This is a genomic window from Allobosea sp. 67-29, from assembly GCF_001898115.1.
Taxonomy (GTDB): domain Bacteria; phylum Pseudomonadota; class Alphaproteobacteria; order Rhizobiales; family Beijerinckiaceae; genus Allobosea.
Genome location: NZ_MKSQ01000029.1, coordinates 43,252 through 66,775, shown reverse-complemented (window position 1 = coordinate 66,775; position 23,524 = coordinate 43,252). Strand labels below are relative to the sequence as shown.

Here is a 23,524-nt window from a genome sequence, read left to right as displayed (position 1 = left end):
GATTACCGCCGGAGGCGCCGGCCGCTAAGGCTGCGCTGAGTTCCGGCAGAAGGCGCAGCCATGACCCGCTCGGCTTACGATACCGACCTCGATCGCAACCCGGCCAACCATCAGCCGCTGACACCGCTGCCTTTCCTCGAGCGCGCCGCGGCCGTCTTTCCGAACCACACCGCGATCGTCCACGGCCCGCTGCGGCGCTCCTATGCCGAGTTCTATGCCCGCGCCCGCCGCCTCGCCTCGGCATTGGCGAAGCATGGCATCGGCAAGAACGACACCGTCGCCGCGATGCTGCCGAACACCCCGGCAATGCTCGAATGCCACTATGGCGTGCCGATGGCCGGCGCAGTCCTGAACACGCTGAACACGCGCCTCGACGCCGCGATCATCGCCTTCTCGCTCGACCATGGCGACGCCAAGGTGCTGATCACCGACCGGGAGTTCTCGAAGACGATCACGGAGGCGCTAGCGCTTTGCAAGGCGAAGCCGCTGGTGATCGACTATGACGACCCGGTCTATGACGGGCCCGGCGAGCGGCTGGGCACGATCGAGTACGAGGACTTCGTCGCGAGCGGCGATCCCGGCTTTGACTGGCAGATGCCCGGTGACGAATGGGACGCGATCGCGCTGAACTATACCTCCGGCACCACCGGCGATCCCAAGGGCGTGGTCTATCACCACCGCGGCGCGAACCTGCTCGCCACCTCCAACGTCATCACCGGCCATCTCGGCCGTCATCCGGTCTATCTCTGGACGCTGCCGATGTTCCACTGCAACGGCTGGTGCTTCCCCTGGACGATCTCGATCGTCGCCGGCACCCATGTCTGCCTGAGACAGGTCCGGGCCAAGGCGATGTACGACGCGCTCGCCGACCATGGCGTCACCCATCTCTGCGGCGCGCCGATCGTGATGTCGACGCTCCTCAATGCCCCTGCCGGGGAGCGTCGCGAATTCCCGCAGACCGTCTCCTTCTTCACCGCCGCAGCCCCGCCTCCGGAAGCCGTGCTCGCCGGGATGAAGCAGGCCGGCTTCGAGGTCACCCATCTCTATGGCCTGACCGAATGCTACGGCCCCGCCGTGGTCAATGAATGGAACGACGACTGGGACGCGCTCCCCCCTGCGGAGCAGGCTGCCAGGAAAGCGCGCCAGGGCGTGCGTTACCCGGCGCTCGAGGGGCTCGACGTGCTCGACCCCGAGACGATGCAGCCCGTTCCCAACGATGGGCAGACGCTCGGCGAGGTGATGATGCGCGGCAATGTCGTGATGAAGGGCTATCTCAGGAACCCGAAATCGACGGGCGCTGCCTTCGCCGGCGGCTGGTTCCACACCGGCGACCTCGGCGTGCGTTATCCGGACGGCTATATCCAGCTCAAGGACCGCTCGAAGGACATCATCATCTCCGGCGGCGAGAACATCTCGTCCATCGAGGTCGAGGACGCGCTCTACAAGCACCAGGCCGTGCAGGCCGCCGCCGTGGTCGCGCGGCCGGACGAGAAATGGGGCGAGACGCCCTGCGCCTTCGTCGAGCTGAAACCCGGCAAGGCCGCGACGGAGGCCGAGCTCATCGCCTGGTGCAAGGAGCATCTGGCGTCGTTCAAATGCCCGCGAACCGTGATCTTCACCGAGATTCCCAAGACCTCGACCGGCAAGATCCAGAAGTTCCGCCTGCGCGAGATGGCGCGGGCTCTCTAGCTCGTGCCATCGAGGACAGCGACCCGCGAAGGCGGTCAGCCCCGCGCGCTGCTGAGGTTGCCGCCCGGCGTGTAGCGGTCGACGGCATCGGGCAACACCTTGGAGAGCCGCGCCAGCAGGTCCTCGCGGGACAGCCCCGTCTGGCGCGCGATGGCGTCCAGAACCTCGGGGCCGAGTGCCTGTTCCAGTTCGCCGGGCGCGACATCCTGATTGGGGCCGCTCCCCACCCAGGAATTGGCCTTGTCGCCCTGGCCCGACTGGTTGAAGCGGTCCACCAGCTCGCCGAGGCCGCTGTTCAGGATCGCTCCCGCCCCGCCGGCGCCGAGCAGGCCGCCGAGGCTTCCGAGGAGCCCGCCTCCGGCCTGCTGCTGCTGGGCGGGGACGGCCGCGGGCTGGCCGGCGTCCGGCGCACCCTGCCCACCGCCGAGGTTGTTGCGGAACCAGTCCGCGATCTGGTCGCGGTGCTGATAGCCGGCGACGGCGAGCAGGCCGAGCAGGGCGGTCATCGACGGAAAGCCGCTGCTGTTGTCATTGTTGCTCACGACAGGCACTCCTTTTTCGTGGACGGCCCACATGCCGCTGGGACGAAATCAACACCGGTTCGCATGTCAAAAATGCGACGGCCCGATGCCGGGGCCATCGCGTCGGAAATCGCCAACGTGCGCCCGCGTCAGACGGAGCTGCGACGCCCGCTGATCATCGCCCAGACCAGCAGCACGATGACCGCGCCGACGACCGCGCCGATCAGCCCTGCGCCCTGACCGGGTCCGTACCACCCGAGCGATTGCCCGAGATAGGTCGCCACGAAGGCGCCGATGATGCCGAGGATCGTCGTCAGGACGAAGCCGGACGGCTCGTTCGACCCTGGCGTGATGAACTTGGCGATGACCCCTGCGATGAAGCCGATGATGATCGTCCAGATGATGCCCATGTTCGCCCTCCCGTGCTGAAGCGCCCCGCAACAACGGCATGGCCGCGCAAATGTTCCATGACCCCAGGCCGGCGCCGAACAAAAAGAGCCGGCCCTTCGGGGCCGGCTCGATACCGCATCCAATGCTGCGCCACGGGTCGGCGCTCGTCTCGTCTCAGTGCAAGGTCGGCGCCGGCATGGTCTGCCGGACTCGCTCGATCTCATCCTTCAGTTGCAACTTCTTCCGCTTCAGCTCGGCGAGGCTGAGATCGCTTGAAGAAGGGCTCGCCATGGCCTGAGCCAGCGCATCTTCGAGTTGGCGATGCTTGCGCTCGAGTTCGGCAAGACGGGTTTGCAACGACATCTGGATCCTCCTGATGAGCGGTTGACACCTCAATCTGACAGAAAGCCGGCTTCACGTCTTCCCCGCGCTGTCACACGGCATTCATGAGATTCTGTGATCCTGCCCGTGCGATGCTCGGGAAGCCGTGAATGGAAGGCTCCCATGGCCGCGTGCGCCCACGCTCTCTCTTGCGGTGCGCGCCGCGGCAAAGGCATAGTCGCGCCGAAGTACGGCGATGATGAGATGGCCATGGGATTCGAGCTCAGCCCGGAAGAGGTCGAGACCTTCACCGCGGAGCTCGCGCGGCTGCGCGAGGAGCATCGCGATCTCGACAGCGCCATCGACGCGCTCGAGCGGGTCGGCTCGATCAACCAGATCCAGGTGCAGCGGCTGAAGAAGCGCAAGCTCTACCTGAAGGACCGCATCGCCCAGATCGAAGATGCGTTGACTCCTGACATCATCGCCTGAGCGCGGCCGCGTCGTCGCCCCGATTCGCCCTTGCTTATCGGGCATTGGGCGGTCTAGATCGCGCGCTTCCCCCAGCGGAGCCCTGAGCGCATCCATGGCCGAGACCAGCCCCCCCGTCGCCATCATCATGGGCAGCCAGTCCGACTGGGCGACGATGCGCCACGCCGCCGAGGCGCTCGACGCGCTGGCCGTCCGCTACGACGCCCGCATCGTCTCGGCCCACCGCACGCCGGAGCGGCTCTTCGCCTTCGCCAGGGGCGCCAGGGCCGAGGGCTTCAAGGTGGTGATCGCCGGCGCCGGCGGGGCCGCCCACCTGCCGGGCATGACCGCCTCGCTGACGCCGCTGCCGGTCTTCGGCGTCCCCGTCGAATCGAAGGCGCTCTCCGGGCAGGACAGCCTGCTCTCGATCGTGCAGATGCCGGCCGGCATCCCGGTCGGCACCCTCGCCATCGGGCGGGCAGGCGCCGTCAACGCCGCCCTGCTCGCGGCCGCCGTGCTGGCCTTGTCCGATCAGGCGCTGGCCGAGCGCCTCGACGCGTACCGCGCCCGCCAGAGCGCCGGCATCGCCGAACGTCCGAACCGGGACGAAGCATGAGCGTGCCCGTCCCGACCGGCCTCGCTCCCGGCGCCGTCCTCGGCATTCTCGGCGGCGGCCAGCTCGCCCGCATGCTCGCCCTCGCCGCGGCCGACCTCGGCATCCGCTGCCATGTCTTCGCCCCCGAGCCGGACAGCCCGGCCTTCGATGTCGCCGCGCGCCACACGGTGGCCGAATATGAGGACGAAGCGGCGCTGGCGCGCTTCGCCGATGGCGTCGACGTCGTGACCTACGAGTTCGAGAACGTGCCGGCGGCGACCGCCGCCTTCCTCGGCCAGCGCGCACCGCTGCATCCGGGAGCCCGGGCGCTCGCCGTGACGCAGGACCGCCTCAGCGAAAAAAGCTTCGTCGACGGCCTGGGTCTCGCCGTCGCCCCCTTCCGCGCCGTCGATTCGCTCGCTGACCTCGAAGCCGCCGTCGCGGCGCTCGGCAGACCCTCGATCCTCAAGACCCGCCGCTTCGGCTATGACGGCAAGGGCCAGATCAAGATCGCCCCCGGCACGGATCTCGCGGATGCCTACGAGGCGATCGGCCGTTTCCCGGCGATCCTCGAAGGCTACGTGCCGTTCGAGCGCGAGGTCTCGGTCGTCGCCGCCCGCGGGCTCGACGGCGCCTTCGCCGCCTTCGACGTCTGCGAGAACGAGCACCGCGATCATATCCTGGCCTTCACCCGCATACCGGCGAATCTCGGGCGCGGCGCCGCGGCGACGGCGATCGATGCCGCCCGTCGGATCGGCGAGGCGCTGGGCTATGTCGGTGTCTTCGCGGTCGAGATGTTCGTGCTCGGGGACGGCGCTGCCGAACGCGTGGTCGTCAACGAGATCGCCCCCCGCGTCCACAATTCCGGCCACTGGACCAGCGAGGGCGCGGAAACCTCGCAGTTCCACCAGCACGTTCGGGCCGTCTGCGGCTTTCCGCTGGGCTCGCCCGGCTCGCGCGGCCGGATCGAGATGGAGAATCTGATCGGCGAGGCCGCCTTGCGCTGGCGCGAGATCCTCGGCGAGCCTGGCGCGCACCTGCATCTCTACGGCAAGCGCGATGCCCGCCCGGGTCGCAAGATGGGGCATGTCACGCGCGTATGGACCGATCGCAGCTGAGCACCCGCGTCGGCCCCGCCGAAAAGCGCGCGGCACCTGCATTTTCGCGATACCGTGCCGTGGACAGCCGAACTGAATTCTGTTATCGGCACGGACCTTCGTGCGATCCGCTTAGGCGTCGCCGGCCCGAATTATTGGATCAACTCGTTAAAGACGGACACTCACGTGCAGGTTCTCGTTCGCGACAACAATGTCGATCAGGCTCTCCGCGCTCTCAAGAAGAAGATGCAGCGCGAGGGCATTTTCCGCGAAATGAAGCTCCGCGGCCATTACGAGAAGCCCTCCGAGAAGAAGGCGCGCGAGAAGGCCGAGGCCGTCCGCCGTGCCCGCAAGCTCGTCCGCAAGAAGCTGCAGCGCGAAGGCCTGCTGCCCGCCCCGGCCAAGCCGAAGCGCCCCTGATCCTCGCCGGGCCGCGACCCTGCGGCCCTTGACGGGTCCGAGAATGACAGGCGCCTGGAGTCCGCTCCGGGCGTTCTTGTTTTCCAGCGGCGTTAACCAAGTTTTGGCGGGTTTCGGGCGTCTTCTCGGGTCGCTGCAGCGCTCGGCCGGGGAACGCGATCGCACCGCGGCGAGTTTGGCGCACTCGGCTGCCTCCAGAGGGCGGCACCGCGGCAGGTGAAACACAGGACCGACGAGGCCCAGATCAATGAGGCGAAGCATGATCCGAGGCAGTTACTGGCTGGCGGCAGCCGGCATGGCGCTGGCACTGGCGGGATGCGACAGCATGTCCGGCCTGTCCTCCCAGCCCTCCGTCGCCGTGCTCGACACAAGCGCCGGCGCCGATGCGAGCGTGAACATCGGCTCGCTGAGCGAGGTCATCAGCCGCAACCCGAACGATCCGGGCGCCTACAACACCCGCGGCGCCGCCTATGCCCGAATCGGCCGTTTCTCCGATGCGATCGGCGATTTCACCAAGGCGGTCCAGCTCGACCCCAACCTCGCCTCGGCCTACACCAATCGCGGCCTCGCGCTGCGCCAGACAGGCCGCAACGATGCCGCCATGGCCGATTTCAACAAGGCCACCACCGCGAACCCCAACTACGCGCCAGCCTATATCGCGCGCGCCAATCTGGAGCGCCAGCAGAACAACCTTCCGCAGGCGCTTGCTGACCTCAACGCGGCTATCCGGCTCAATCCGGAATCAGCCGAGGCCTTCCATGCGCGCGGCCTCGTCTACCAGAAGCAGGGGCTGAACCAGCAGGCCGTCACAGATTTCGACTCGGTCATCGACCGCAATCCCTATACCGCCCCGCCCTACATCGCGCGCGGCCAGAGCCTGAATGCCCTCGGCAAGTACGATGCGGCGTTGGAGGACTTCACCGCGGCGCTGAACGTCGACAACCGCAACGCCGAAGCCTGGGCCGGCCGCGGCTTCGCCCAGGAGAAGCTCGGCCAGAAATCCGAGGCCCAGCAATCCTATCAGCGCGCGCTCGGCCTCGACGGCAACAACGCCCAGGCGCGTGCCGGGCAGTCCCGCGTCAGCGGCGGCGGGGGCGGCTTCTTCAGGAGCTGACGCCTCGCGCTTCTTCGCTGCGAACCACAAAAAAGGCCGGCTCACGCCGGCCTTTTCTTTGGCTGTCCCGGTCGGCTGCGCCGCGGCGCGGCCTTCGGCCTGCGGATCAGTAGAGCAGCAGCGCCAGCAGCATCAGCACCAGCACCGCTACAGGGGCGCGCCACGAAATCTTCTCGGAGGCGATGCCGACCCCAGCCGTGATCACCGCCAGCAGCGTGCCGACCAGCGCAGTGCCCCAGGCGTGCTTCACGCCGCCGACCGCGAGCGCACCTACGATCGCCAGGCAGACCGCCGTGCCGACCTCGGCCATGTGCACGAAGCCGGTATAGGTGCGCTCATGCTCGGGATAATCCATCGGAGGGACATCGGCGTGATGGGCGTGGTCGGCCATGGTCTGATCCTGACGTGAAGCGGGTTCCGAATGCCGTGTAGCGCAGGCGCGCGAGGTCGGCAACGGAGAGGCGCCATTCGTCGCCCTGCCGGGGCTGCACCCCGGCCATGAGCCTCGCAACGTTGAAACCGATGCCTGCGAGGTCTACCCCTCGGCGCCAGCGGGCTTGGCCCCTACCGCCGCCATCGTCGCGGCATCCGACATCGACAACAGCACGACGCGCGACAGCGGCAAGCAGCCCCGGCCGCTTCCCGGAGAGCCGCCCGCGCGCAGGACATCATCATGACAGTTGCAGAGATCCAGACGCAATCCGCGGCCGCGGCCCGCACGCCCCCCGGGAAAAAGCCGACGAGCCCTTACGTCCTGCTGTTCTGCATCCTCGTCGTCGCCGCGATCGCGACCTGGATCATCCCTGCCGGTGAGTTCCAGCGTGTCCTGAAGGACGGCGTGAACTTCGTCGTTCCTGGCAGCCTCCACGCCGTTCCGCAGCACGGCGTCCTGCCCGGCCGCATCTTCACCGCGATCGCGACCGGCGTGGTCAATTCGGCCTCGATCATCTTCCTGATCCTGTTCACCGGCGGCACGCTCGCTGTGCTGGAGAAGACGGGCACCGTCGCCGGCGCGCTGCACCGGCTGAGCGGCGCCTCGCGCTCCGGCGATCTGACGGTGATCGTCATCGTCTGTGCCATCTTCTCGCTGCTCGGCACGCTCGGCATCGTCGCGAACTCCGTCGTCGCCTTCGTGCCGCTCGGGCTGCTGATCGCGAGCTCGATGAACCTGCCGGTCGAGTTCGGCGTCGGGCTGATCTATCTTGGCGCCTATTCCGGCTTCAATTCGGCGGTGCTGAGCCCGCTCACCACCGGCCTGTCGCAGCGCCTCGCCGAATTGCCGCTGTTCTCCGGCATGGAGCTGCGCGCCGTCGTCGGCTTGTGCTTCCTGCTGGCGACGATCCTGTTTCTCGCCTTCTACGCCCGCCGCTGCCGCGCCCGGAACATCGGCGCGACGATGACGCAGGAGCAGCGCGCCGTCTCGGAGAAGGCCGCCGCCTCGCAGAGCGCGATGTCGGGTGCGCAGTGGCTGGCGCTCGCGCTCGCCGCGGTCTCGCTCGTCGTCTTCATCGTCGGCACGCTGCGCTGGAAATGGGGCGAGCCGGAAATGACGGCGATGTTCCTGATCATCGCCATCGGCGGCGGGCTGATCTGCCGGATGGGCCCGAGCGAGATCGCCGACGAGTTCCTGCGCGGCAGCGGCAAGCTGGTGCCAGGCGCCTTCATCGTCGGCCTCGCCCGCGCGATCTCGATCGTGCTCGCCGACGGCAAGATTCTCGACCCGATCGTCAACACGCTGTCGAGCTTCCTCGAGCCGCTCTCGCCGATGGTCGCCGCCGTCGGCATGTTCGTCAGCGCCGCCGCGATGCATGTCGCGATCTCCTCGGGCTCGGGCGAATCGGCCGCGCTGATCCCGATCTTCGCGCCGCTCGGCGACGCGCTGCACCTGACCCGTCAGGTCACGGTCCAGTCGGTGCTGCTCGGCGAGGGCATCATGAACTGCATCAACCCGACCTCGGGCGTGCTGATGGCGGTGCTCGCCACCTCCGGTATCGCCTATGGCCGCTGGGTGCGCTTCGTTCTGCCGCTGGTCGGCGCCTGGTTCGTGATCTCGGTGGCTTCGCTGATCGTCGGCGTCTGGATCCACTGGGGGCCGCTCTGAGGCTCGGCCTTCTCCGCGGCCGATGAGCACAGCCAGCCGGCGCGGGCTAAAGCCCCGCGCCGGCCAAGGCCTTCGCCTGCCGCTTCGCGACGCCCCTCGACCGAGAATCCCTCGATCTCCGCCTCGAACAACCGGTGGAAATTCAGTTCGGCGTCGAGATGCAGGAAGACGCCGCCGAGCCCGATCGCGGCGCGGTCCATGAACACGAACTCGCGCGGCACCGTCACCGGCCCGCGTGCCTTCAGCGCCTGATGCACCTGGAAAGCCTGCTTGCGGCCGTATTCGGCCGGGCTCACATCCTCGGCGATGCGCCTGACCCGGTCCTCCAAGAGCGGCCCGTAGATGAAGCGCGCCCAGATGTTGAGGGTATCGACCAGGTCCTTGGTCAGCCCCTTGAAGCCCCAGGTCTCGTAGGCATGGACGACGCGGGCTTCCTCGCCGTCGCGCAGGCCCTTGTAGAGATCGACCACGCCGCCGACGAAGCTCTCCGGGAAGATGCGGATGCAGCCATAGTCGAGCAGGTTGATGCCCTGCGGCTCGCCCCCTTCCGAGAACACCGTGTAGTTCCCGAGATGCGGATCGCCGTGGATGACGCCGTGATGGCTGAACGGGCGCCACCACGCCTTGAACATCGCGGTCGAGATGCGGTCGCGCACCGCCTGCCCATCCTGCTTGTGCGAGAGGATCGGGCTGCCCTCCAGCCAATGCATCGTCAGGAGCCGCCGGGTCGACAGGGCCGGCTCCAGCGCCGGCACGCGTACCTCCGGCGTATCCGACAGGATCGCCTGGTAGAGCGCTGCATGCTTGGCCTCGCGCCGGTAGTCGAGCTCCTCGCGAACGCGCGCGCCGATTTCCTTGGCGATCTCGGTCGTGTCGATCACCGCGCCCATGCGCCGGTGCAGCGAGAAGAGCACCTCGAGCTGGGCGATATCGGCTTCCACCGCCGATTCCATGTCGGGATATTGCAGCTTGCAGGCCAGCGGCGCGCCACCCAGCGTCGTCGCGCGATGCACCTGCCCGAGCGAGGCCGCAGCCGCCGGCTTCAGGTCGAATTCGCCGAAGCGCTCGCGCCAGCTGGTGCCGAGCTCCGCCATCATCCGGCGCTTGACGAAGGCGGCGCCCATCGGCGGCGCCTGCGATTGCAGCTTCTGCAGTTCGGCGGCGTATTCCGGCGGCACGACGTCGGGGATGGTGGCGACGAGTTGCGCCACCTTCATGATCGGGCCTTTCAGCCCGCCGAGCGCCCTGGCCAGCGCCTCGGCATTGGAGGCGTCCCGCCCCTCCATGCCAAAGAGCCGCGCCCCCGCCATCCGGGCCGCGACCCCGCCGACATTGGCGCCGACGCGGGCATAGCGCGCCGCGCGGGCGGAGAATCGGTTGGCTTCGGCGTCGCGTTCGGACATGCGGATCGTGCTTTCGCTGTTCCTGACCCTGTCATGTAGGCGCCCGCTCGCCCGTCGCCAATGCGACAAGCCGCGCTAAGCCGACTGCCCCGCCAGCAGGCAGATGCGCCGGGCAACCTCATAGGAGGTTTCGAAAGCCGGCAGCGGCAGGAACTCGAAGCGCGAGTGGAAATTATGCGCGCCGGTGAAGAAATTCGGCGTCGGCAGCCCGCGCGCCGAGAGCGCCGCGCCGTCCGTGCCGCCGCGCATCGGGATCCGCTTCGGCGCGATCTGCAATTCGGACAGCGCCGCCATCAGCAGATCGACGGAACGCCGATCCTCGCCGAGGCTGTCGGCGATATTGCCGTAGACGTCAGTCACCTCGGACTTCACGCGCCCGGTCGGATAGCGCCGGGCGATCTCCGCCGCGACCTCGCCGATCCGGCGTTTGCGCGCTTCGAAGGACGCCTTGTCGAAATCGCGGATATTGGCCCTGAGCACCGCCTCGGCTGCATTGGCGGTAAGCTCGACGAACCAGGTATAGCCCTCGCGGCCGGCCGTGTTCTCCGGCGTCTGCGACCGATCGAAGGCGGCCATGTAGTCCTGCGCCATCAGGATCGGGTTCACCAGCACGCCCTTCGCCGACATCGGATGGGCGGTGACGCCGGTGAAGACGATCTCGGCCATGGCGGCGTTGAAATTCTCCCAGACGACCTCGCCGACCTCGCAGCTGTCGATCGTATAGGCGAAATCGCAGTCGAACCGGGCGAGATCGAGCGCCTTGGCGCCGCGCAGGCCGATCTCCTCGTCAGGCACGAAGGCGACGAGGATGTCGCCATGTTCGTCCTCGTGGCGCAATTCAGCCAAAAGCGTCATGACGATCGCGACCGCGGCCTTGTTGTCCGCGCCGAGCACGCTGGTGCCGTCGCTGAAGACGATCTCGTTGCCTTTGTAGCGGGCGATCTCCGGATGCTCAGCGACGCGCAGCCAGATGTCCTTCTCCGCATTGAGGCAGAGATCTTCGCCCGCGAACCGCAGCACCTGCGCCTTGACCACCGGCGACAGGCCGACATCGACCGTATCGAGATGGGCGATGAAGCCGATGCGCGGCGCGCCGGGCTTGGTGCCGCGCTTCAGCGCCGTCACCGTGGCATGGTCGTCGATGACGACATTCTCCAGCCCGAGCGCGCGCAGCTCCTCCGCGAGCAGCGCCGCCAGAACCTGCTGGCCCGGCGTGCTCGGCAGGCTCGTCGCCTTCATGTCGCTCTGGCTCTCGATCGCGACATAGCGCAGGAACCGTTCGAGCAGTTTGTCGCGCAAGCTCACAGCGCCTCTCCCTTCCCCTGTCGCGCCAGCCAATCCCGCACCTCGGCCGCGCTGGCGGGCTGTCCGCCCGCCGCCTCGACCAGGCGGACAGTGTCCGCGATCAGGTCTCGATTCGTCTTGTCGCAGCCGAAGGGCGCATCCTCCAGCCCGCCGCGGACATGGACGCCCCGCGCCACGGCCGGGCCGATGAGGTCGCGGAGATCGACGCCGAGCCCGGCGATCATCACCGGCGCATCCGGCGCGTCCTCCGCCAGCAGCTTGAGATGGGCCTCCAGCGCCCATTCGCGCGGCGGAAAGCCCCAGGCGAAGGCCTCCGAGAACATCAGCCGGTAGATCGGCATCGGCATGCCGAGATAGGCCTTGGCCAGCGCCGCGCCGAGCCGCGTGAACCCGGGCTCATAGATCGCATAGCTCGGGTGGACCCTGTGGCGCTGCGCCACCTCCATCCCCTCGCGGATATGCTCGCCGGGATTCTGGTAGATGAAACCGGCCTCGCCCTGCGGGATGCCGGCGAAGGTCGTCCAGTTGCAGGAGCCGGGATCCAGCACGCCCCATTCGGCGAGCCCGCGCTTCGCCAGCTCCTCGAGATGGGTGTAGCGGCCCGACCCGATCATGTCGCCGGCATAGCCCGAGCCGAGGATCGGGATCGTCGGATAGACGATGGCATCGACCCTGGCCCGGATGCCCTCGATCGCCTGCGCATAGAGCTCCCAGTCGTCCCGCTGACGCCCGGTCGTCATGTCGTAGACATGCAGATGCACGATCGCGGCGCCCGCCTCCACGGCGGCGATTCCATCAGCGACGATATCGGGAATGCTGATCGGAATGCCGGGCTGGCGCTCCCGCCCCCAAGGGCCGTTGATCGCCGCCTCGACCCAGATCGGTTTGGTCATGCAGGCATATCCTTCGGCCAGTTGTCGCGTATCCAGCGCGTCAGCCCGTCCTCGTCGACCTCGCCGGCCGCAAGCGCGAGGATGGCGGCGGCGGCATCGGCTTCCGGCACGATGAAGTCGACGCCGTTGATATAGAGGAAGGTATAGAGCGCCAGCAGCGCGGTTCGCTTGTTGCCGTCGATGAAGGGGTGGTTCTTCGCCAGCCCGAACGCATAGGCCGCTGCGAGTTCGGGCAGCCCGGCGTTTTCATAGGACCACTTGTTGACCGGACGCTCGAGCGCGGAAGCCAGCATCCCCTGATCGCGCAATCCGACCCCTCCGCCATGAATGGCGAGCTGCTCGTCGTGGATCGCGATGATGATCTCGTCCGACAGCCAGCTCGGCTCGGTCACTTCGCGAGTTCCGCCAGCGCGTTATGATAGATCTTCATCCCGCGCCGCGCCGCTTCCATCGCCTTGTCGAAATCCGGCCTCTGCTTGACGAAGCGAAAGCCGCCCCCCGCCTGCTCGACCAGATGGACCTTGTCGCCCTCGGCGAGCTTGAGCTGCGCGAGAACATCCCGCGGCAGGATCACCCCAAGCGAATTGCCGATCTTGCGGATCTGCAGCACGTTGGCGTTCTCGCTGCCGCGCTCGGTCGCGGGAAGGTTCTGCTTGTTCATGGCGGAATCCTTTCGAAGGCAATCGCGTTGTGCGAGCCGTATAACACGGTTTCTGTTATAACAAAAGTTATCACGAAAGACCGCAACCGCCGCCTTGCCAGCCACCCGTGATGGCGGGTCTAGTGTCGCAGGCCCTGCACGTGGATCACGACATGCTCGAACGCGGCACTACCTATGACGACACGCTGCGCCGCTTCGCCTGGCGCATTCCCGAGCGCTTCAATATCGGCACAGCCTGCTCGGACGCCCATGCCGACGGTTCGGGCAAAACGGCGCTGATCTTCGAGGAGGACGGCGGCAAGGTCGCGACGATCTCCTTCGACGAGCTATCCCGCGCCTCGAACCGCTTCGCCAACCTGTTGAGCGCTCACGGCATCGGTCCGGGCGAACGCGTCGGCATCCTGCTGCCGCAATCGCCGCAGACCGCGATCGCCCATCTCGGCGCCTACAAGCTGGGCGCCATCGCGCTGCCGCTCTTCATCCTGTTCGGCCCCGAGGCGCTGGAGCACCGGCTCGGCCATAGCGGCGCCAGCGTGCTCGTCACCGACGCCGAGAATATCGGCAAGGTCGAAGCGATCCGCGACGCCCTGCCGAAACTGCGCAAGATCTTCGTCGTCGGCGGCGCCGGCCATCTCGATTTCGAGGCAGAGATGGCGAAGGCCTCGGACCGCTTCACCGCCGCCGATACGCGCGCCGACGATCCGGCCGTGATTATCTATACCTCCGGCACGACGGGTAAGCCGAAGGGCGCGCTGCATGCCCATCGCGTCCTGCTCGGCCATCTGCCGGGCGTGCAATTGCCGCAGGAATTCTTCCCGCAGCCGGGCGACCTGTTCTGGACCCCGGCCGATTGGGCCTGGATCGGCGGCCTGCTCGATGTGCTCCTGCCCAGCCTCTATTGCGGCGTGCCGGTGCTGGCATCCCGCGCCCGCAAATTCGATCCCGAGGCCGCCTTCGCTCTGATGAACAGGCACAACGTCCGCAACGCCTTCCTGCCGCCGACAGCGTTGAAGCTGATGCGGCAGGTCCGCGATCCCCGGCGCTTCGGCTACGCGATGCGCTCGATCGGCACGGGCGGCGAGACGCTCGGCGCCGACATGCTCGACTGGAGCCGCGAAACCTTCGGCTTCCCGGTCAACGAGTTCTACGGGCAGACCGAGGCGAACCTGCTCGTCGCCAACTGCGCGAGCCTCTATCCCGTGAAGCCCGGTTCGATGGGCCGCGCCGTGCCCGGCCACCGCGTCGCGGTGATCTCGCCGGAAGGCCGTGAACTGCCTGATGGCGAGCAGGGGCTGATCGCGGTCAGCAGGCCCGATCCCGTGATGATGCTGGAATACTGGAACCAGCCCGAGGCCACGGCGGCGAAGTTCATCGGCGACTGGCTCGTCACCGGCGATAGCGGCGCGCGCGACGATGACGGCTATTTCTGGTTCCAGGGCCGCGACGACGACATTATCTCGTCCGGCTCGTATCGCATCGGTCCGGGCGATATCGAGGATTGCATCATCCGCCATCCCGCCGTGCTGATGGTCGCGGTCGTCGGCGTGCCCGATCCCGTCCGCACCGAGATCGTCAAGGCCTTCGTGCTGCCGAAGCCCGACGTGACACCGACAGCGGAGCTTGCGACAGAGATCCAGGCCTTCGTGCGCGATCGGCTGGCCGCCTATCAATATCCGCGCGAGGTCGAATTCGTGACGGAACTGCCGCTGACTGCGACCGGCAAGATCATGCGCAAGGATCTGCGCAACCGGGAGACCGCGAAGCAGCGGGGTGATTGAAAAGGAGGACAACGGCGGTGGAAGAGTGCGGGATCCCCTCTCCTGTAAGGAGAGGGGTAGGGGTGAGGTGTCGGCCGTTGGACCAACTAAACTCTACCTCACCGCTGCACAGCGACCACTTCACAGAAAATGCGGTGAACGGCCAACCCCTAACCCTGCCCTCTCCCTGTGCGAGAGGGTTCCCCGCGCTTTCTGGAACAGCGTCAGCGCACCTCCAGCACCAGCTCGAAGGTCATCAGCACTGGGTTGTCGCCGCGGACCAGCCGCCCACTCGCCAACGCGCCGCTATAGTCGACCAGCGCGACATCGATCGTCGCCTCAAATCCGCCAGTACCAGCCGCGATCCGCCCCTCGGTGATCGCGACCTCGGTCGCGAAATTCTCGACCACGCCGCCATCGACGAACCGCGCCCCGATGGTCGAACCGACCCCGCCATGGATGACCGCCTCGCGGATGTCGTGCTCGGCACAGAAAGCTTCCAGAGCTCCGCAAAAATCGACATTCGGCTTCACCCGCAACGCGAAGAACCGCCCTTCTCCGGCGCCGCCTGATGCCGCCGCGACCGGTCCGAACAGCTTGAAATGCGTCTCGCTATCGGGCTCGGCCGTGAAAGCCGCACCATCGAGTCCGACCGCCTGCAGCCTGATCGTCTCGGCGACCGTCGTCTCGTCCGGCAGGATGTGTCCGCCGCTGTGCTTGCCGTCGCCCTCAACCCAGAGCGCATGGGCATGGAAGAACGGCGCGCCATCGCGCTGGCCGAAGGTCATCGCGCCGACCTCGACCCGCGCCCCGCCCTCCGGCTGGAAGGTCTCGCTGTAGAAGGCGGCATGCTCGGGCGTCTTCGACAAAGCCGGCATCACATAGGCGAAGGGCGAGAGCTTCACCCCGTCGAGCTTCACCACGCCCGAGGCGAAACCCGCGGCCGCAAAACCGTTCCTCACCGCCTCCAACAAAGACACACCGGCCGGCAGCGTCAGCGAGAAGGCGCGCCCGCCGCATTCCACCCATTGGATGCGCTCGGGCGTGCCGGTGCCGGGCTGCTGGATGCGCCTCACGACGCCTTTCCTTTCAGGAAATCGAGCTCGCCACGCTTCTCCAGCTCGTCCTTGACGAGGCGCTTCGGCACCTTGCCATAGCCCGATTTCGGCAAGGCATCCCAGAACAGGAAGCGCTTCGGCATCTTGTAGCGGGCGATCTTCGGCCCGAGGAAATCCGCGATCTCGCCTTCCGTAGCGTTCTGGCCGGGCCGGTTGACGCAGACAGCGATGCCGATCTCACCCCAGACCGGGTCGGGCACGCCGAGCACGGCGACTTCGGCGATCGCCGGATGGGTCAGGATCTTCTCCTCGATCTCGCGCGGATAGATGTTGGAGCCGCCGGAGATGTACATGTCCGAGGCCCGCCCGGTGATGTAGACGAAGCCCTGCGCGTCCATATGGCCGAGATCGCCGGTGCGGAACCAGCCATTGCGGAAGGATTTCGCATTAGCCTCCGGGTTGTCGTAATAGCCGGCGAAGACGGCCGGCCCGATCACGCAGATCTCGCCCTGAACGCCCGGCTCGACCTCCTTGCCGTCATCGTCCTGGATCTGCACCTGCATGCCGGTGCGCTCGAAGCCGCAGGTGCCGATCCGCGCATTCGGGCCGTCCTCGGCCTCGTGCAGGGCCGGCGGCAGCACGGTGATGTTGCCGGTGACCTCGCCGAGCCCGAAATACTGCACGATCACCTTGCCGAGCTTGTTCAGCGCCGCCTTCTGGTCCTCGCGATACATCGGCGCGCCCGCATAGATGATGTAGCGCAGGCTGGAATGATCATGCTGGTCCACGGCCGGATGCTCGACCAGCATCTTCAGGATCGTCGGCACGGTGAAGATGTTGCTGACGCGGTAGCGCTCGATCAGCCGGTAGGCCTCGTCGATGTCGAAGCGCTCGGTCGGCAGCAGGATCGAGGTCGCCCCGCGCGCCGAGATCATCAACTGGTGCACGCCCGCGCCATGCGAAAGCGGCGCGACCACCAGCGACGCGTCCTTCTCGGTCGAGTTCGGCACGAGGTCGCAGAGATGGTTGGTGATCACGAAGCCCATCTGGCCATGGGTCAGCACCGCGGCCTTGGAGCGCCCGGTCGTGCCGGAGGTGAAGAAGAACCAGCAGGGATCGTCATGCTCGACCGCGGCGTTCTCGATGCGCTCGCCGCGATGGCGTGCGATCACGGCGCCGACCTCGTCCTCGCCGAACGCGCCCTCCCCGATCCGCCAGGTGAACTCCGGCGCCGGGCTCGTAGCCGCGACCGCCGCCGCATGCTCCGGGAAGTCGCCATGACAGAGGAAGCCCTTGGCGCCGGAAGCCGTGGCGAGATAGGCGACCTCGTCCGGCAGCAGCCGAAAATTCGTCGGGACCCAGACGGCGCCGAGCCGGAAGGTCGCGAACATCGAGACGAACATCGCGTCGCAGTTCTTGGAATGGACGAGCAGGCGGTCGCCCTTGCCGATGCCGCGCGCCTTGAGGCCCGCCGCCAGCGCCGAGACCTGCGCGTCGAACCCTTTCCAGTCATGCCGCAGATCGCCCTGGATGAAGGCGGGATGCGCCGGCAGACGCCTGGCATTCTGCGTCACGATATGGGCGAGGTTCATCACCCGGCGCGACATCGGCACGACGCCCCCGACCGGGGCTGCGGTTACGGAGCTCATCGGGCTCTCCCTGTCTCGATCGGCTGCGGCTTGGCCGCCATGGGCTTTTCGCCCCGTTTCGATAGGAACATCGGCGCCAGCAGCGCCTCCATTCGGACGGCTTCCCGCGTCAGCAAGGCGGCCAGCTCGGATTGCCGGGCGGGCGTCATGCGGCTGTCGATCGCGGCGATCGACAGGGCGCCGGCAACGCGCCCATCCGGATAGCGGAACGCCCGCCCGATCCCCCATGAGCTGGCGACCAGCCGGCCGGGGTTGAGCGAGACGCCGCGCTCCCGCGTCGCGACGATATCGGCCCGGATCGCCTCGGGCGCGAAGCCCGGATAGCGCGCCAGCAGCGCGGCCTCGTTGGCCGCGACAATGCGGTCCACATCCCCGTCCGGAAGCGCCGCCAGGATCGCGAGCGAACCGGCTCCGACACCGAGCGGGTGCTGGTCCCCGCCCTGCAGCGCATGCGTCCTGACCGGATAGGTCCCCTCCTCCCGATGCAGGCAGATCGCGTAGGTTTCGCGCCGGACGGTCAGGAAGCTCGTATCCTGTGTCTCCCGCGCCAGCCGGCGCAGGCTGTCCATCGCCATCTCGAGCAGGCCATGCCGGCGCGCGGCCAGCACGCCGAGCACGAAGGCCTCCTCGCCCAGGCAGTAGCGCCGCGTCTGCGGCTCCTGCTCGACCAGTCCCGCCCGCATCAGCGCCATCAGCAGGCGCCGCGTCGTAGGCTTGTTCAGCCCGCTGCCGGCCACGATCTCGCCGAGCGGCAGGCCCTCGGCCGGCTCCCGCCCGATCAGCGAGAGCAGACCGAGCGCGCGGTCGACACTTTGCGAGCCGGACAATCCGGCGCCCAACGCGGCACTCTGGTGCGGCAAGCGCTCCTCCCGACAGTCCATAATATGGACCTTGTTCTTATCGTCTAACCGTAGATGTCCGCTTTGCGGATTGCAATGCCGCTCCTCTCGTGTAATCTCCACGGCGTTCCACTGCGCGACTATTCACAGTGTGGACCACAATCGACGCTGACGGCATGGCAAGATCGGCGCGGAGGGAGGACGAAACGATGGCCCCCGAGGCAATCTGCGCAGCGGGCGCGACGCGCCCGGCTATCCGCATCTGAGGTCGCGGCATGGTCGACGTCGTCGATACGCTGACGATCCCCGAGAACCTGAGCGAGAACGAGGGCGCGCGCCCGGGCTCGCCGATCATGCGCCCGGTCGAGTTCGTCGCCGCCGCGCTCGTCGCCTTCATCATCTGCGTGCTGCTGCTCGGTGTCACCTCGCGCTATGTCTTCTCGCTGCCCTTCGTCTGGGTCGACGAGGCCGCCTCGATCTCGTTCATCTGGCTCGCGATGCTTGGCTCGGCCATCGCCATCGACCGCAACGAGCATCTGCGGCTGACGCTCTTTGTCGCGATGATGCCCGAGCGGCTGCGCGGCTTCGTCGAAACGCTCGCGCTCGTCGCCGTCGCCGCCTTTCTCGCCTCGATGATCGACCCGGCGATCGAATACGCGGTCGAGGAGAGCTACGTCACCTCGGCCGCGCTCAACATCCCCAACAGCTGGCGGGTCTCGGCCATCGCCGTCGGCATCGTGCTGATGGGGCTGCTCACGCTGCGCTATCTCTTCAAGACGGCGCGCCTTTCCGATCTCGCTTTGGCGGGCTTGCTCGTGGGCGGTGCCGGCCTCGCCTTCTGGCTGCTCGGGCCGACCCTGAAGGGGCTCGGTTACTACAACATCCTGATCTTCCTGATCGGCGTGGTCGCGCTCTGCCTTGTCGCCGGCGTGCCAATCGCCTTCTGCTTCGGGCTCGGCACGCTCTGCTTTCTCGCCTTCTCGACCAGCGTCCCGGTGATCGTGATGGTGGGCCGCATGGACGAGGGCATGTCGAGCCTCATCCTGCTCTCCGTGCCGATCTTCGTGCTGCTCGGCTGCATCCTCGACGCCACCGGCATGGGCAAGGCGATCGTCGACTTCCTCGCCTCTATGCTCGGCCATGTTCGCGCCGGCATGTCCTATGTCCTGCTCGGCTCGCTGTTCCTGGTCTCGGGCATCTCCGGCTCCAAGGTTTCGGACATGGCGACGGTTGCGCCCGCGCTCTTTCCGGAGATGAAGCGCCGCGGCTACAAGCCCAAGGACCTGATCGCGCTGCTTTCGACAGGCGCGGCGATGGCCGACACCGTGCCGCCCTCGATCGTGCTGATCGTGCTCGGCTCCGTCGCCGGCGTCTCGATCGCCGGGCTGTTCAATGCCGGCTTCGTCATCGCCGGCGTGCTGCTCCTGGCGCTCGCCGGCCTCGCCCGCTGGAAGGCGATGGCCGAGGACATGAAGGATGTGCGCCGCACCCCTCTGCGCGTCATCGGCAAGGCGGCACTGATCGCCGGCCCCGCCCTCGTCCTGCCCTTCATCATCCGCGCTGCGGTCGGCGGCGGCGTCGCCACGGCGACCGAGGTCTCGACCATCGCCGTGCTCTACGCGCTGATCATCGGCATCGTGCTCTATGGCGGCATCGGCCTTGGCCGATTCTACCGGATGCTGGTCGAGACGGCCGCGCTCTCCGGCGCGATCCTGATGATCCTCGGCACGGCGCTCGCCATGGCCTGGGCCCTGACCCAGACGGGCTTTGCCCGCGACCTCGCCAGCTTCATGGCCCATCTGCCCGGCGGCTGGCTCAGCTTCATGGCGGTGACCATCGTCGTCTTCATGATCCTCGGCTGCGTGCTCGAGGGCCTGCCGGCGATCGTCCTGCTGGCGCCGCTGATGTTCCCGATCGCGAAAAATCTCGGCATCAACGACATTCACTATTCGATGGTCGTCGTCACCGCGATGAATATCGGCCTGATGACGCCGCCGATCGGCATCGGCTTCTACATCGCCTGCAAGATCGGCAACGTCTCGCCCGACGACGCGATGGGCGCGATCTGGCCCTATCTCGTCGCCCTGCTCGTCGGCCTCGCCGTCATCGCCCTCGTGCCCGGTCTCTCGACCTGGGTGCTGTGAAGCTCACAACAAGAAACCGCACAATCCTCAGGAGAAAACGCCCATGACCATCTCGCGCCGCACTCTGCTCAAGGCGACGGCCGCCGCCTCCGCCATCGGCACCTTCCATATCGGCCGCGCCAATGCCCAGAGCGCCGAGTTCACCTACAAATACGCCAACAACCTGCCAGTCGCGCACCCGATGAACATGCGCGCCACCGAGGCGATGGCCAAGATCAAGGAAGAGACCAAGGGCCGGGTCGACATCCAGATCTTCCCGAACAACCAGCTCGGCTCCGATACGGACATGCTGAGCCAGGTCCGCTCGGGCGGCGTCGAGTTCTTCACGCTCTCGCCGCTGATCCTGTCGACGCTAGTCGCCAACGCCTCGGTCTCGGGCATCGGCTTCGCCTTCCCGAACTACGATGCCGTCTGGAAGGCGATGGACGGCGAGCTCGGCACCTATGTCCGCGGCCAGATCAACAAGGCCAATCTCGTCGTCATGGACAAGATCTGGGACAACGGCTTCCGCCAGATCACCTCGTCCAAGGGCCCGGTCAACACGCCGGAGGATCTGAAGGGCTTCAAGATCCGCGTGCCGGTCTCGCCGCTCTGGACCTCGATGTTCACCGCCTTCCAGTCGGCTCCCGCCTCGATCAACTTCGCCGAGGTCTACACCGCGCTGCAGACCAAGATCGTCGACGGCCAGGAGAACCCGCTCGCGATCATCTCGACCGCCAAGCTCTTCGAGGTGCAGAAATACCTCTCGCTGACCAACCACATGTGGGACGGATTCTGGTTCCTGGCCAACCGCCGCGCCTGGGAGAAGCTGCCGGAAGACCTGCGCGCCATCGTCGCCAAGAACATCAACGCGGCAGCCCTGCTCGAGCGCGCCGATGTCGCCAAGCTGAACGCCGGCCTGCAGGGCGAGCTTCAGTCGAAGGGCATGGTCATCAACGAGACCAAGGCCGACGCCTTCCGCGATGCCCTGCGCAAGGCCGGTTTCTACGCCGAGTGGAAGAAGAAGTACGGCGACGAGGCCTGGGGCATCCTGGAGAAGGCCGTCGGCAGCTCGCTGAGCTGATCGGCGCCAGCGTCGGCGTCATTCAGCGTTGCGCGCGACCATAAAATGTACGGGGAACCCTCTCCCGGAGGGAGAGGGCAGGGTGGAGGGGTAGGCCGTTGGACACTTTAGCCGTGACCTGACCGCCGCTGTGGTGAGGGCAAGCGCTACTGGTCCAGGGGCCTACACCTAACCCCTGCCCCTCTCCTTACGGGAGAGGGGTTCCCCGCGCCTACTTCCCTCATCGAGAGACTGAACACCATGGCCGACCGGCTGAAGGGCAAGATCGCCATCGTCTTCGGCGCCGGCTCGTCCGGCCCCGGCTGGGGCAACGGCAAGGCCGCCGCGGTCGCCTATGCCCGCGAGGGGGCCGGCGTCGCCTGCATCGACCTCAACCGCGAGGCTGCCGAGGAGACCGCCGCGATCATCGCCGGCGAAGGCGGAGCGGCGCTGGCTCTTGCCGCCGACGTCACGAATCTCGCTTCGGTCGAGACCTGCGTTGCCGAGACGGCGAGGCATTTCGGCCAGCTCGACATCCTCCACAACAATGTCGGCGTCACCCACATGGGCGGGCCGGTCGAGCTGTCGGAACAACAGTTCGAAGCCTCGCTTCAGCTCAATCTCGGCTCGGTCTATCGCTGCGCCAAGGCGGCGATCCCCGCGATGCTGAAGGGCGGCGGCGGCGCCATCGTCAACATCTCCTCGCTCGCCGCCATCCGCTGGACCGGCTACCCGTACTTCGCCTATTACGCCACCAAGGCGGCGGTGAACCAGGCGACGGTCGCGCTCGCGATGCAATATGCAAGGCAGGGCATCCGCGCCAATTGCATCATGCCGGGCCTGATCGACACGCCGCTGATCTACAAGCAGATCTCGACGCAGTACGCCTCGGTCGAGGAGATGGTGGCCGCCCGCAACGCGCTGGTGCCGATGGGCCAGATGGGTACCGCCTGGGACATCGCCAACGCGGCCGTCTTCCTCGCCTCCGACGAGGCCAAGTTCATCACCGGAATCTGCCTGCCGGTCGATGGCGGCCAGAGCTGCGCGACGGCGCCGCTCGGCTGAGCACCGAGCGTTCGTTCCCCTGCTGGAACGCTTGCTCCATTCCGGCTTCGCTGCCAGAAAGAACCGGTAACGGGAATCCGCAACGGGAACGGGCTTCGGATGAGCGAGACGGCGACCGCAGACCTGCCGCGCGATTTCGATGGCCTGCGTGCGCTCATCCTCGGCCAGCGCGAAAGCCTGCCCAAGCGTATCGCCCAGATCGCGGCCTATGCGCTCGACAATCCCGACGAGATCGCCTTCGGCACCGCCGCCAGCATCGCAGTCTCCGCCGGCGTGCAGCCTTCGACTCTGATCCGCTTCGCCCAGCACCTCGGCTTCGACGGCTTCACCAGCTTGCAGGTGGTCTTCCGCGAACGGTTGCGCGAGCGCAATTCGAGCTATGAGGAACGGCTCAACACCTTGCGGGCCGACGAGGGCGGCGCCGGCAGCAACCATCGCATCCTCGACGGCTTCCTCACCGCCTCGCGCAAGTCCCTCGACGTGATGAGCCGCAGTCTTGACGAAGCCACGCTCGACCGCGCCATCGAGATGCTGGCCGGTGCCGAGACGCTCTACATCCTCGCGCGCCGCCGCTCCTATCCTGTGGCGAGCTATCTCGCCTACGCGCTCGGCAAGCTCGGGGTCCGCTACCAGCTGATCGAATCCGCAGCCGGGCTCGACCCGGAGATGATCGCCTTCGCCACGCCGAAGGACGCCGTGCTGGTCGTCAGCTTCTCGCCCTACGCGCCGGCGACCGTCGAGGACGCCCGCGGCCTCGCCGAGCGCGGCGTGCCGCTCGTGGCCATCACCGACAGCGCCTTCTCGCCGCTCGCCGCGGTCGCCAAGCTCTGGTTCGAGGTCGCCGAGGCCGATTACGGCGGGTTCCGGACGCTGTCGTCGACGATGGCGCTGGCGATGGCCCTGGCCGTCGGTATCGGGGAAGCCCGCCGGGCCGGCGGCAGCCGCGGCAAGCGGCGTACCCGCAGCTGAGCCGGGCGATTGCAGGCTCAGGA

The 23,524-nt window shown here is 67.2% G+C and carries 23 protein-coding genes and 1 pseudogene; 12 read left to right on the top strand and 12 right to left on the bottom strand.

Annotation, left to right across the window (positions count from 1 at the left end; genetic code table 11):
• The first annotated feature begins 60 nt into the window (after positions 1–60).
• Positions 61–1,689 carry an acyl-CoA synthetase gene (locus tag BGO20_RS23080; RefSeq protein WP_291664266.1) on the top strand — a complete coding sequence of 543 codons (1,629 nt, stop codon included), beginning with the start codon at positions 61–63 and terminating at the stop codon, positions 1,687–1,689.
• A 35-nt stretch (positions 1,690–1,724) separates the two neighbouring features.
• Here BGO20_RS23080 and BGO20_RS23075 read toward each other — a convergent pair whose 3' ends face one another.
• The 3 genes from BGO20_RS23075 to BGO20_RS23065 form a co-directional block, all read right to left on the bottom strand.
• Positions 1,725–2,195, bottom strand: coding sequence for a YidB family protein (locus BGO20_RS23075; RefSeq protein ID WP_291664361.1), 471 nt, complete (start codon positions 2,193–2,195; stop codon positions 1,725–1,727).
• A gap of 164 nt (positions 2,196–2,359) precedes the next feature.
• A complete protein-coding gene (locus tag BGO20_RS23070) occupies positions 2,360–2,620 on the bottom strand; it encodes a GlsB/YeaQ/YmgE family stress response membrane protein (protein ID WP_291664265.1) in 261 nt (86 codons plus the stop codon).
• Between the two features lie 154 nt (positions 2,621–2,774).
• Positions 2,775–2,963: a YdcH family protein gene (locus tag BGO20_RS23065; protein ID WP_291664264.1), complete on the bottom strand. Its 189-nt coding sequence runs from the start codon at positions 2,961–2,963 to the stop codon at positions 2,775–2,777.
• Positions 2,964–3,191: 228 nt separating this feature from the next.
• Between BGO20_RS23065 and BGO20_RS23060 the strand changes: the two genes are divergently transcribed.
• The 5 genes from BGO20_RS23060 (at position 3,192) to BGO20_RS23040 (ending at position 6,615) form a co-directional block, all read left to right on the top strand.
• Positions 3,192–3,410: a YdcH family protein gene (locus tag BGO20_RS23060; protein WP_055728071.1), complete on the top strand. Its 219-nt coding sequence runs from the start codon at positions 3,192–3,194 to the stop codon at positions 3,408–3,410.
• Positions 3,411–3,504: 94 nt separating this feature from the next.
• Positions 3,505–4,005, top strand: coding sequence for a 5-(carboxyamino)imidazole ribonucleotide mutase (gene purE / locus BGO20_RS23055; RefSeq protein ID WP_291664263.1), 501 nt, complete (start codon positions 3,505–3,507; stop codon positions 4,003–4,005).
• On the top strand, positions 4,002–5,102 hold the full coding sequence (locus BGO20_RS23050; protein ID WP_291664262.1) for a 5-(carboxyamino)imidazole ribonucleotide synthase: 1,101 nt from the start codon (positions 4,002–4,004) through the stop codon (positions 5,100–5,102). The genes purE and BGO20_RS23050 overlap by 4 nt, the downstream gene beginning before the upstream one ends.
• Positions 5,103–5,267: 165 nt before the next feature.
• Positions 5,268–5,501, top strand: a complete 234-nt coding sequence (gene rpsU / locus BGO20_RS23045) for a 30S ribosomal protein S21 (RefSeq protein ID WP_089174137.1) — start codon at positions 5,268–5,270, stop codon at positions 5,499–5,501.
• Positions 5,502–5,760: 259 nt separating this feature from the next.
• Entirely contained in the window at positions 5,761–6,615 is an 855-nt protein-coding gene (locus BGO20_RS23040) for a tetratricopeptide repeat protein (protein ID WP_291664261.1), read from the top strand.
• Positions 6,616–6,721: 106 nt separating this feature from the next.
• On the opposite strand, the gene BGO20_RS23035 is transcribed toward BGO20_RS23040, so the two are convergent.
• The gene (locus BGO20_RS23035) at positions 6,722–7,006 is read right to left on the bottom strand and encodes an aa3-type cytochrome c oxidase subunit IV (RefSeq protein WP_291664260.1); all 285 of its coding nucleotides are present in this window, start codon (positions 7,004–7,006) and stop codon (positions 6,722–6,724) included.
• A gap of 282 nt (positions 7,007–7,288) precedes the next feature.
• Here BGO20_RS23035 and BGO20_RS23030 point away from each other — a divergent pair, with 282 nt between their 5' ends.
• Complete coding sequence (locus BGO20_RS23030) at positions 7,289–8,716, top strand: YfcC family protein (protein WP_291664259.1); 1,428 nt, start codon at positions 7,289–7,291, stop codon at positions 8,714–8,716.
• A gap of 46 nt (positions 8,717–8,762) precedes the next feature.
• Here BGO20_RS23030 and BGO20_RS23025 read toward each other — a convergent pair.
• From BGO20_RS23025 to BGO20_RS23005, 5 genes and pseudogenes are all read right to left on the bottom strand, one after another.
• A pseudogene (locus BGO20_RS23025) lies at positions 8,763–10,119 on the bottom strand (ABC1 kinase family protein).
• Positions 10,120–10,194: 75 nt separating this feature from the next.
• On the bottom strand, positions 10,195–11,424 hold the full coding sequence (pepT, locus tag BGO20_RS23020) for a peptidase T (protein WP_291664258.1): 1,230 nt from the start codon (positions 11,422–11,424) through the stop codon (positions 10,195–10,197).
• Positions 11,421–12,317, bottom strand: coding sequence for a beta-keto acid cleavage family enzyme (locus BGO20_RS23015; protein ID WP_291664257.1), 897 nt, complete (start codon positions 12,315–12,317; stop codon positions 11,421–11,423). Before BGO20_RS23015 ends, pepT begins: the two co-directional genes overlap by 4 nt.
• The gene (locus BGO20_RS23010) at positions 12,314–12,709 is read right to left on the bottom strand and encodes a type II toxin-antitoxin system death-on-curing family toxin (protein WP_291664256.1); all 396 of its coding nucleotides are present in this window, start codon (positions 12,707–12,709) and stop codon (positions 12,314–12,316) included. Before BGO20_RS23010 ends, BGO20_RS23015 begins: the two co-directional genes overlap by 4 nt.
• The gene (locus tag BGO20_RS23005) at positions 12,706–12,978 is read right to left on the bottom strand and encodes an AbrB/MazE/SpoVT family DNA-binding domain-containing protein (protein ID WP_291664255.1); all 273 of its coding nucleotides are present in this window, start codon (positions 12,976–12,978) and stop codon (positions 12,706–12,708) included. Before BGO20_RS23005 ends, BGO20_RS23010 begins: the two co-directional genes overlap by 4 nt.
• Before the next feature lie 152 nt (positions 12,979–13,130).
• Here BGO20_RS23005 and BGO20_RS23000 point away from each other — a divergent pair, with 152 nt between their 5' ends.
• Positions 13,131–14,756, top strand: a complete 1,626-nt coding sequence (locus BGO20_RS23000; RefSeq protein ID WP_291664254.1) for an acyl-CoA synthetase — start codon at positions 13,131–13,133, stop codon at positions 14,754–14,756.
• A 203-nt stretch (positions 14,757–14,959) separates the two neighbouring features.
• On the opposite strand, the gene BGO20_RS22995 is transcribed toward BGO20_RS23000, so the two are convergent.
• From BGO20_RS22995 to BGO20_RS22985, 3 genes are read right to left on the bottom strand one after another with little or no spacing between them, the layout of a single operon-like run.
• Positions 14,960–15,811, bottom strand: a complete 852-nt coding sequence (locus tag BGO20_RS22995; RefSeq protein WP_291664253.1) for a PCC domain-containing protein — start codon at positions 15,809–15,811, stop codon at positions 14,960–14,962.
• Positions 15,808–17,442 (bottom strand): acyl-CoA synthetase, encoded by a 1,635-nt coding sequence (locus tag BGO20_RS22990; protein WP_291664252.1) that lies wholly within the window; start codon positions 17,440–17,442, stop codon positions 15,808–15,810. The genes BGO20_RS22995 and BGO20_RS22990 overlap by 4 nt, the downstream gene beginning before the upstream one ends.
• On the bottom strand, positions 17,439–18,302 hold the full coding sequence (locus BGO20_RS22985) for an IclR family transcriptional regulator (protein WP_291664251.1): 864 nt from the start codon (positions 18,300–18,302) through the stop codon (positions 17,439–17,441). The genes BGO20_RS22990 and BGO20_RS22985 overlap by 4 nt, the downstream gene beginning before the upstream one ends.
• 254 nt (positions 18,303–18,556) lie before the next feature.
• Between BGO20_RS22985 and BGO20_RS22980 the strand changes: the two genes are divergently transcribed.
• The 4 genes from BGO20_RS22980 to BGO20_RS22965 all read left to right on the top strand — a co-directional run bounded on the left by BGO20_RS22980 (position 18,557) and on the right by BGO20_RS22965 (position 23,501).
• A complete protein-coding gene (locus BGO20_RS22980) occupies positions 18,557–20,425 on the top strand; it encodes a TRAP transporter large permease (RefSeq protein WP_291664250.1) in 1,869 nt (622 codons plus the stop codon).
• 43 nt (positions 20,426–20,468) lie between these two features.
• The gene (locus BGO20_RS22975; RefSeq protein ID WP_291664249.1) at positions 20,469–21,488 is read left to right on the top strand and encodes a TRAP transporter substrate-binding protein; all 1,020 of its coding nucleotides are present in this window, start codon (positions 20,469–20,471) and stop codon (positions 21,486–21,488) included.
• Between the two features lie 240 nt (positions 21,489–21,728).
• Positions 21,729–22,532 carry an SDR family NAD(P)-dependent oxidoreductase gene (locus BGO20_RS22970; protein ID WP_291664248.1) on the top strand — a complete coding sequence of 268 codons (804 nt, stop codon included), beginning with the start codon at positions 21,729–21,731 and terminating at the stop codon, positions 22,530–22,532.
• Between the two features lie 99 nt (positions 22,533–22,631).
• On the top strand, positions 22,632–23,501 hold the full coding sequence (locus tag BGO20_RS22965; protein WP_291664247.1) for a MurR/RpiR family transcriptional regulator: 870 nt from the start codon (positions 22,632–22,634) through the stop codon (positions 23,499–23,501).
• Positions 23,502–23,524 lie beyond the last annotated feature (23 nt).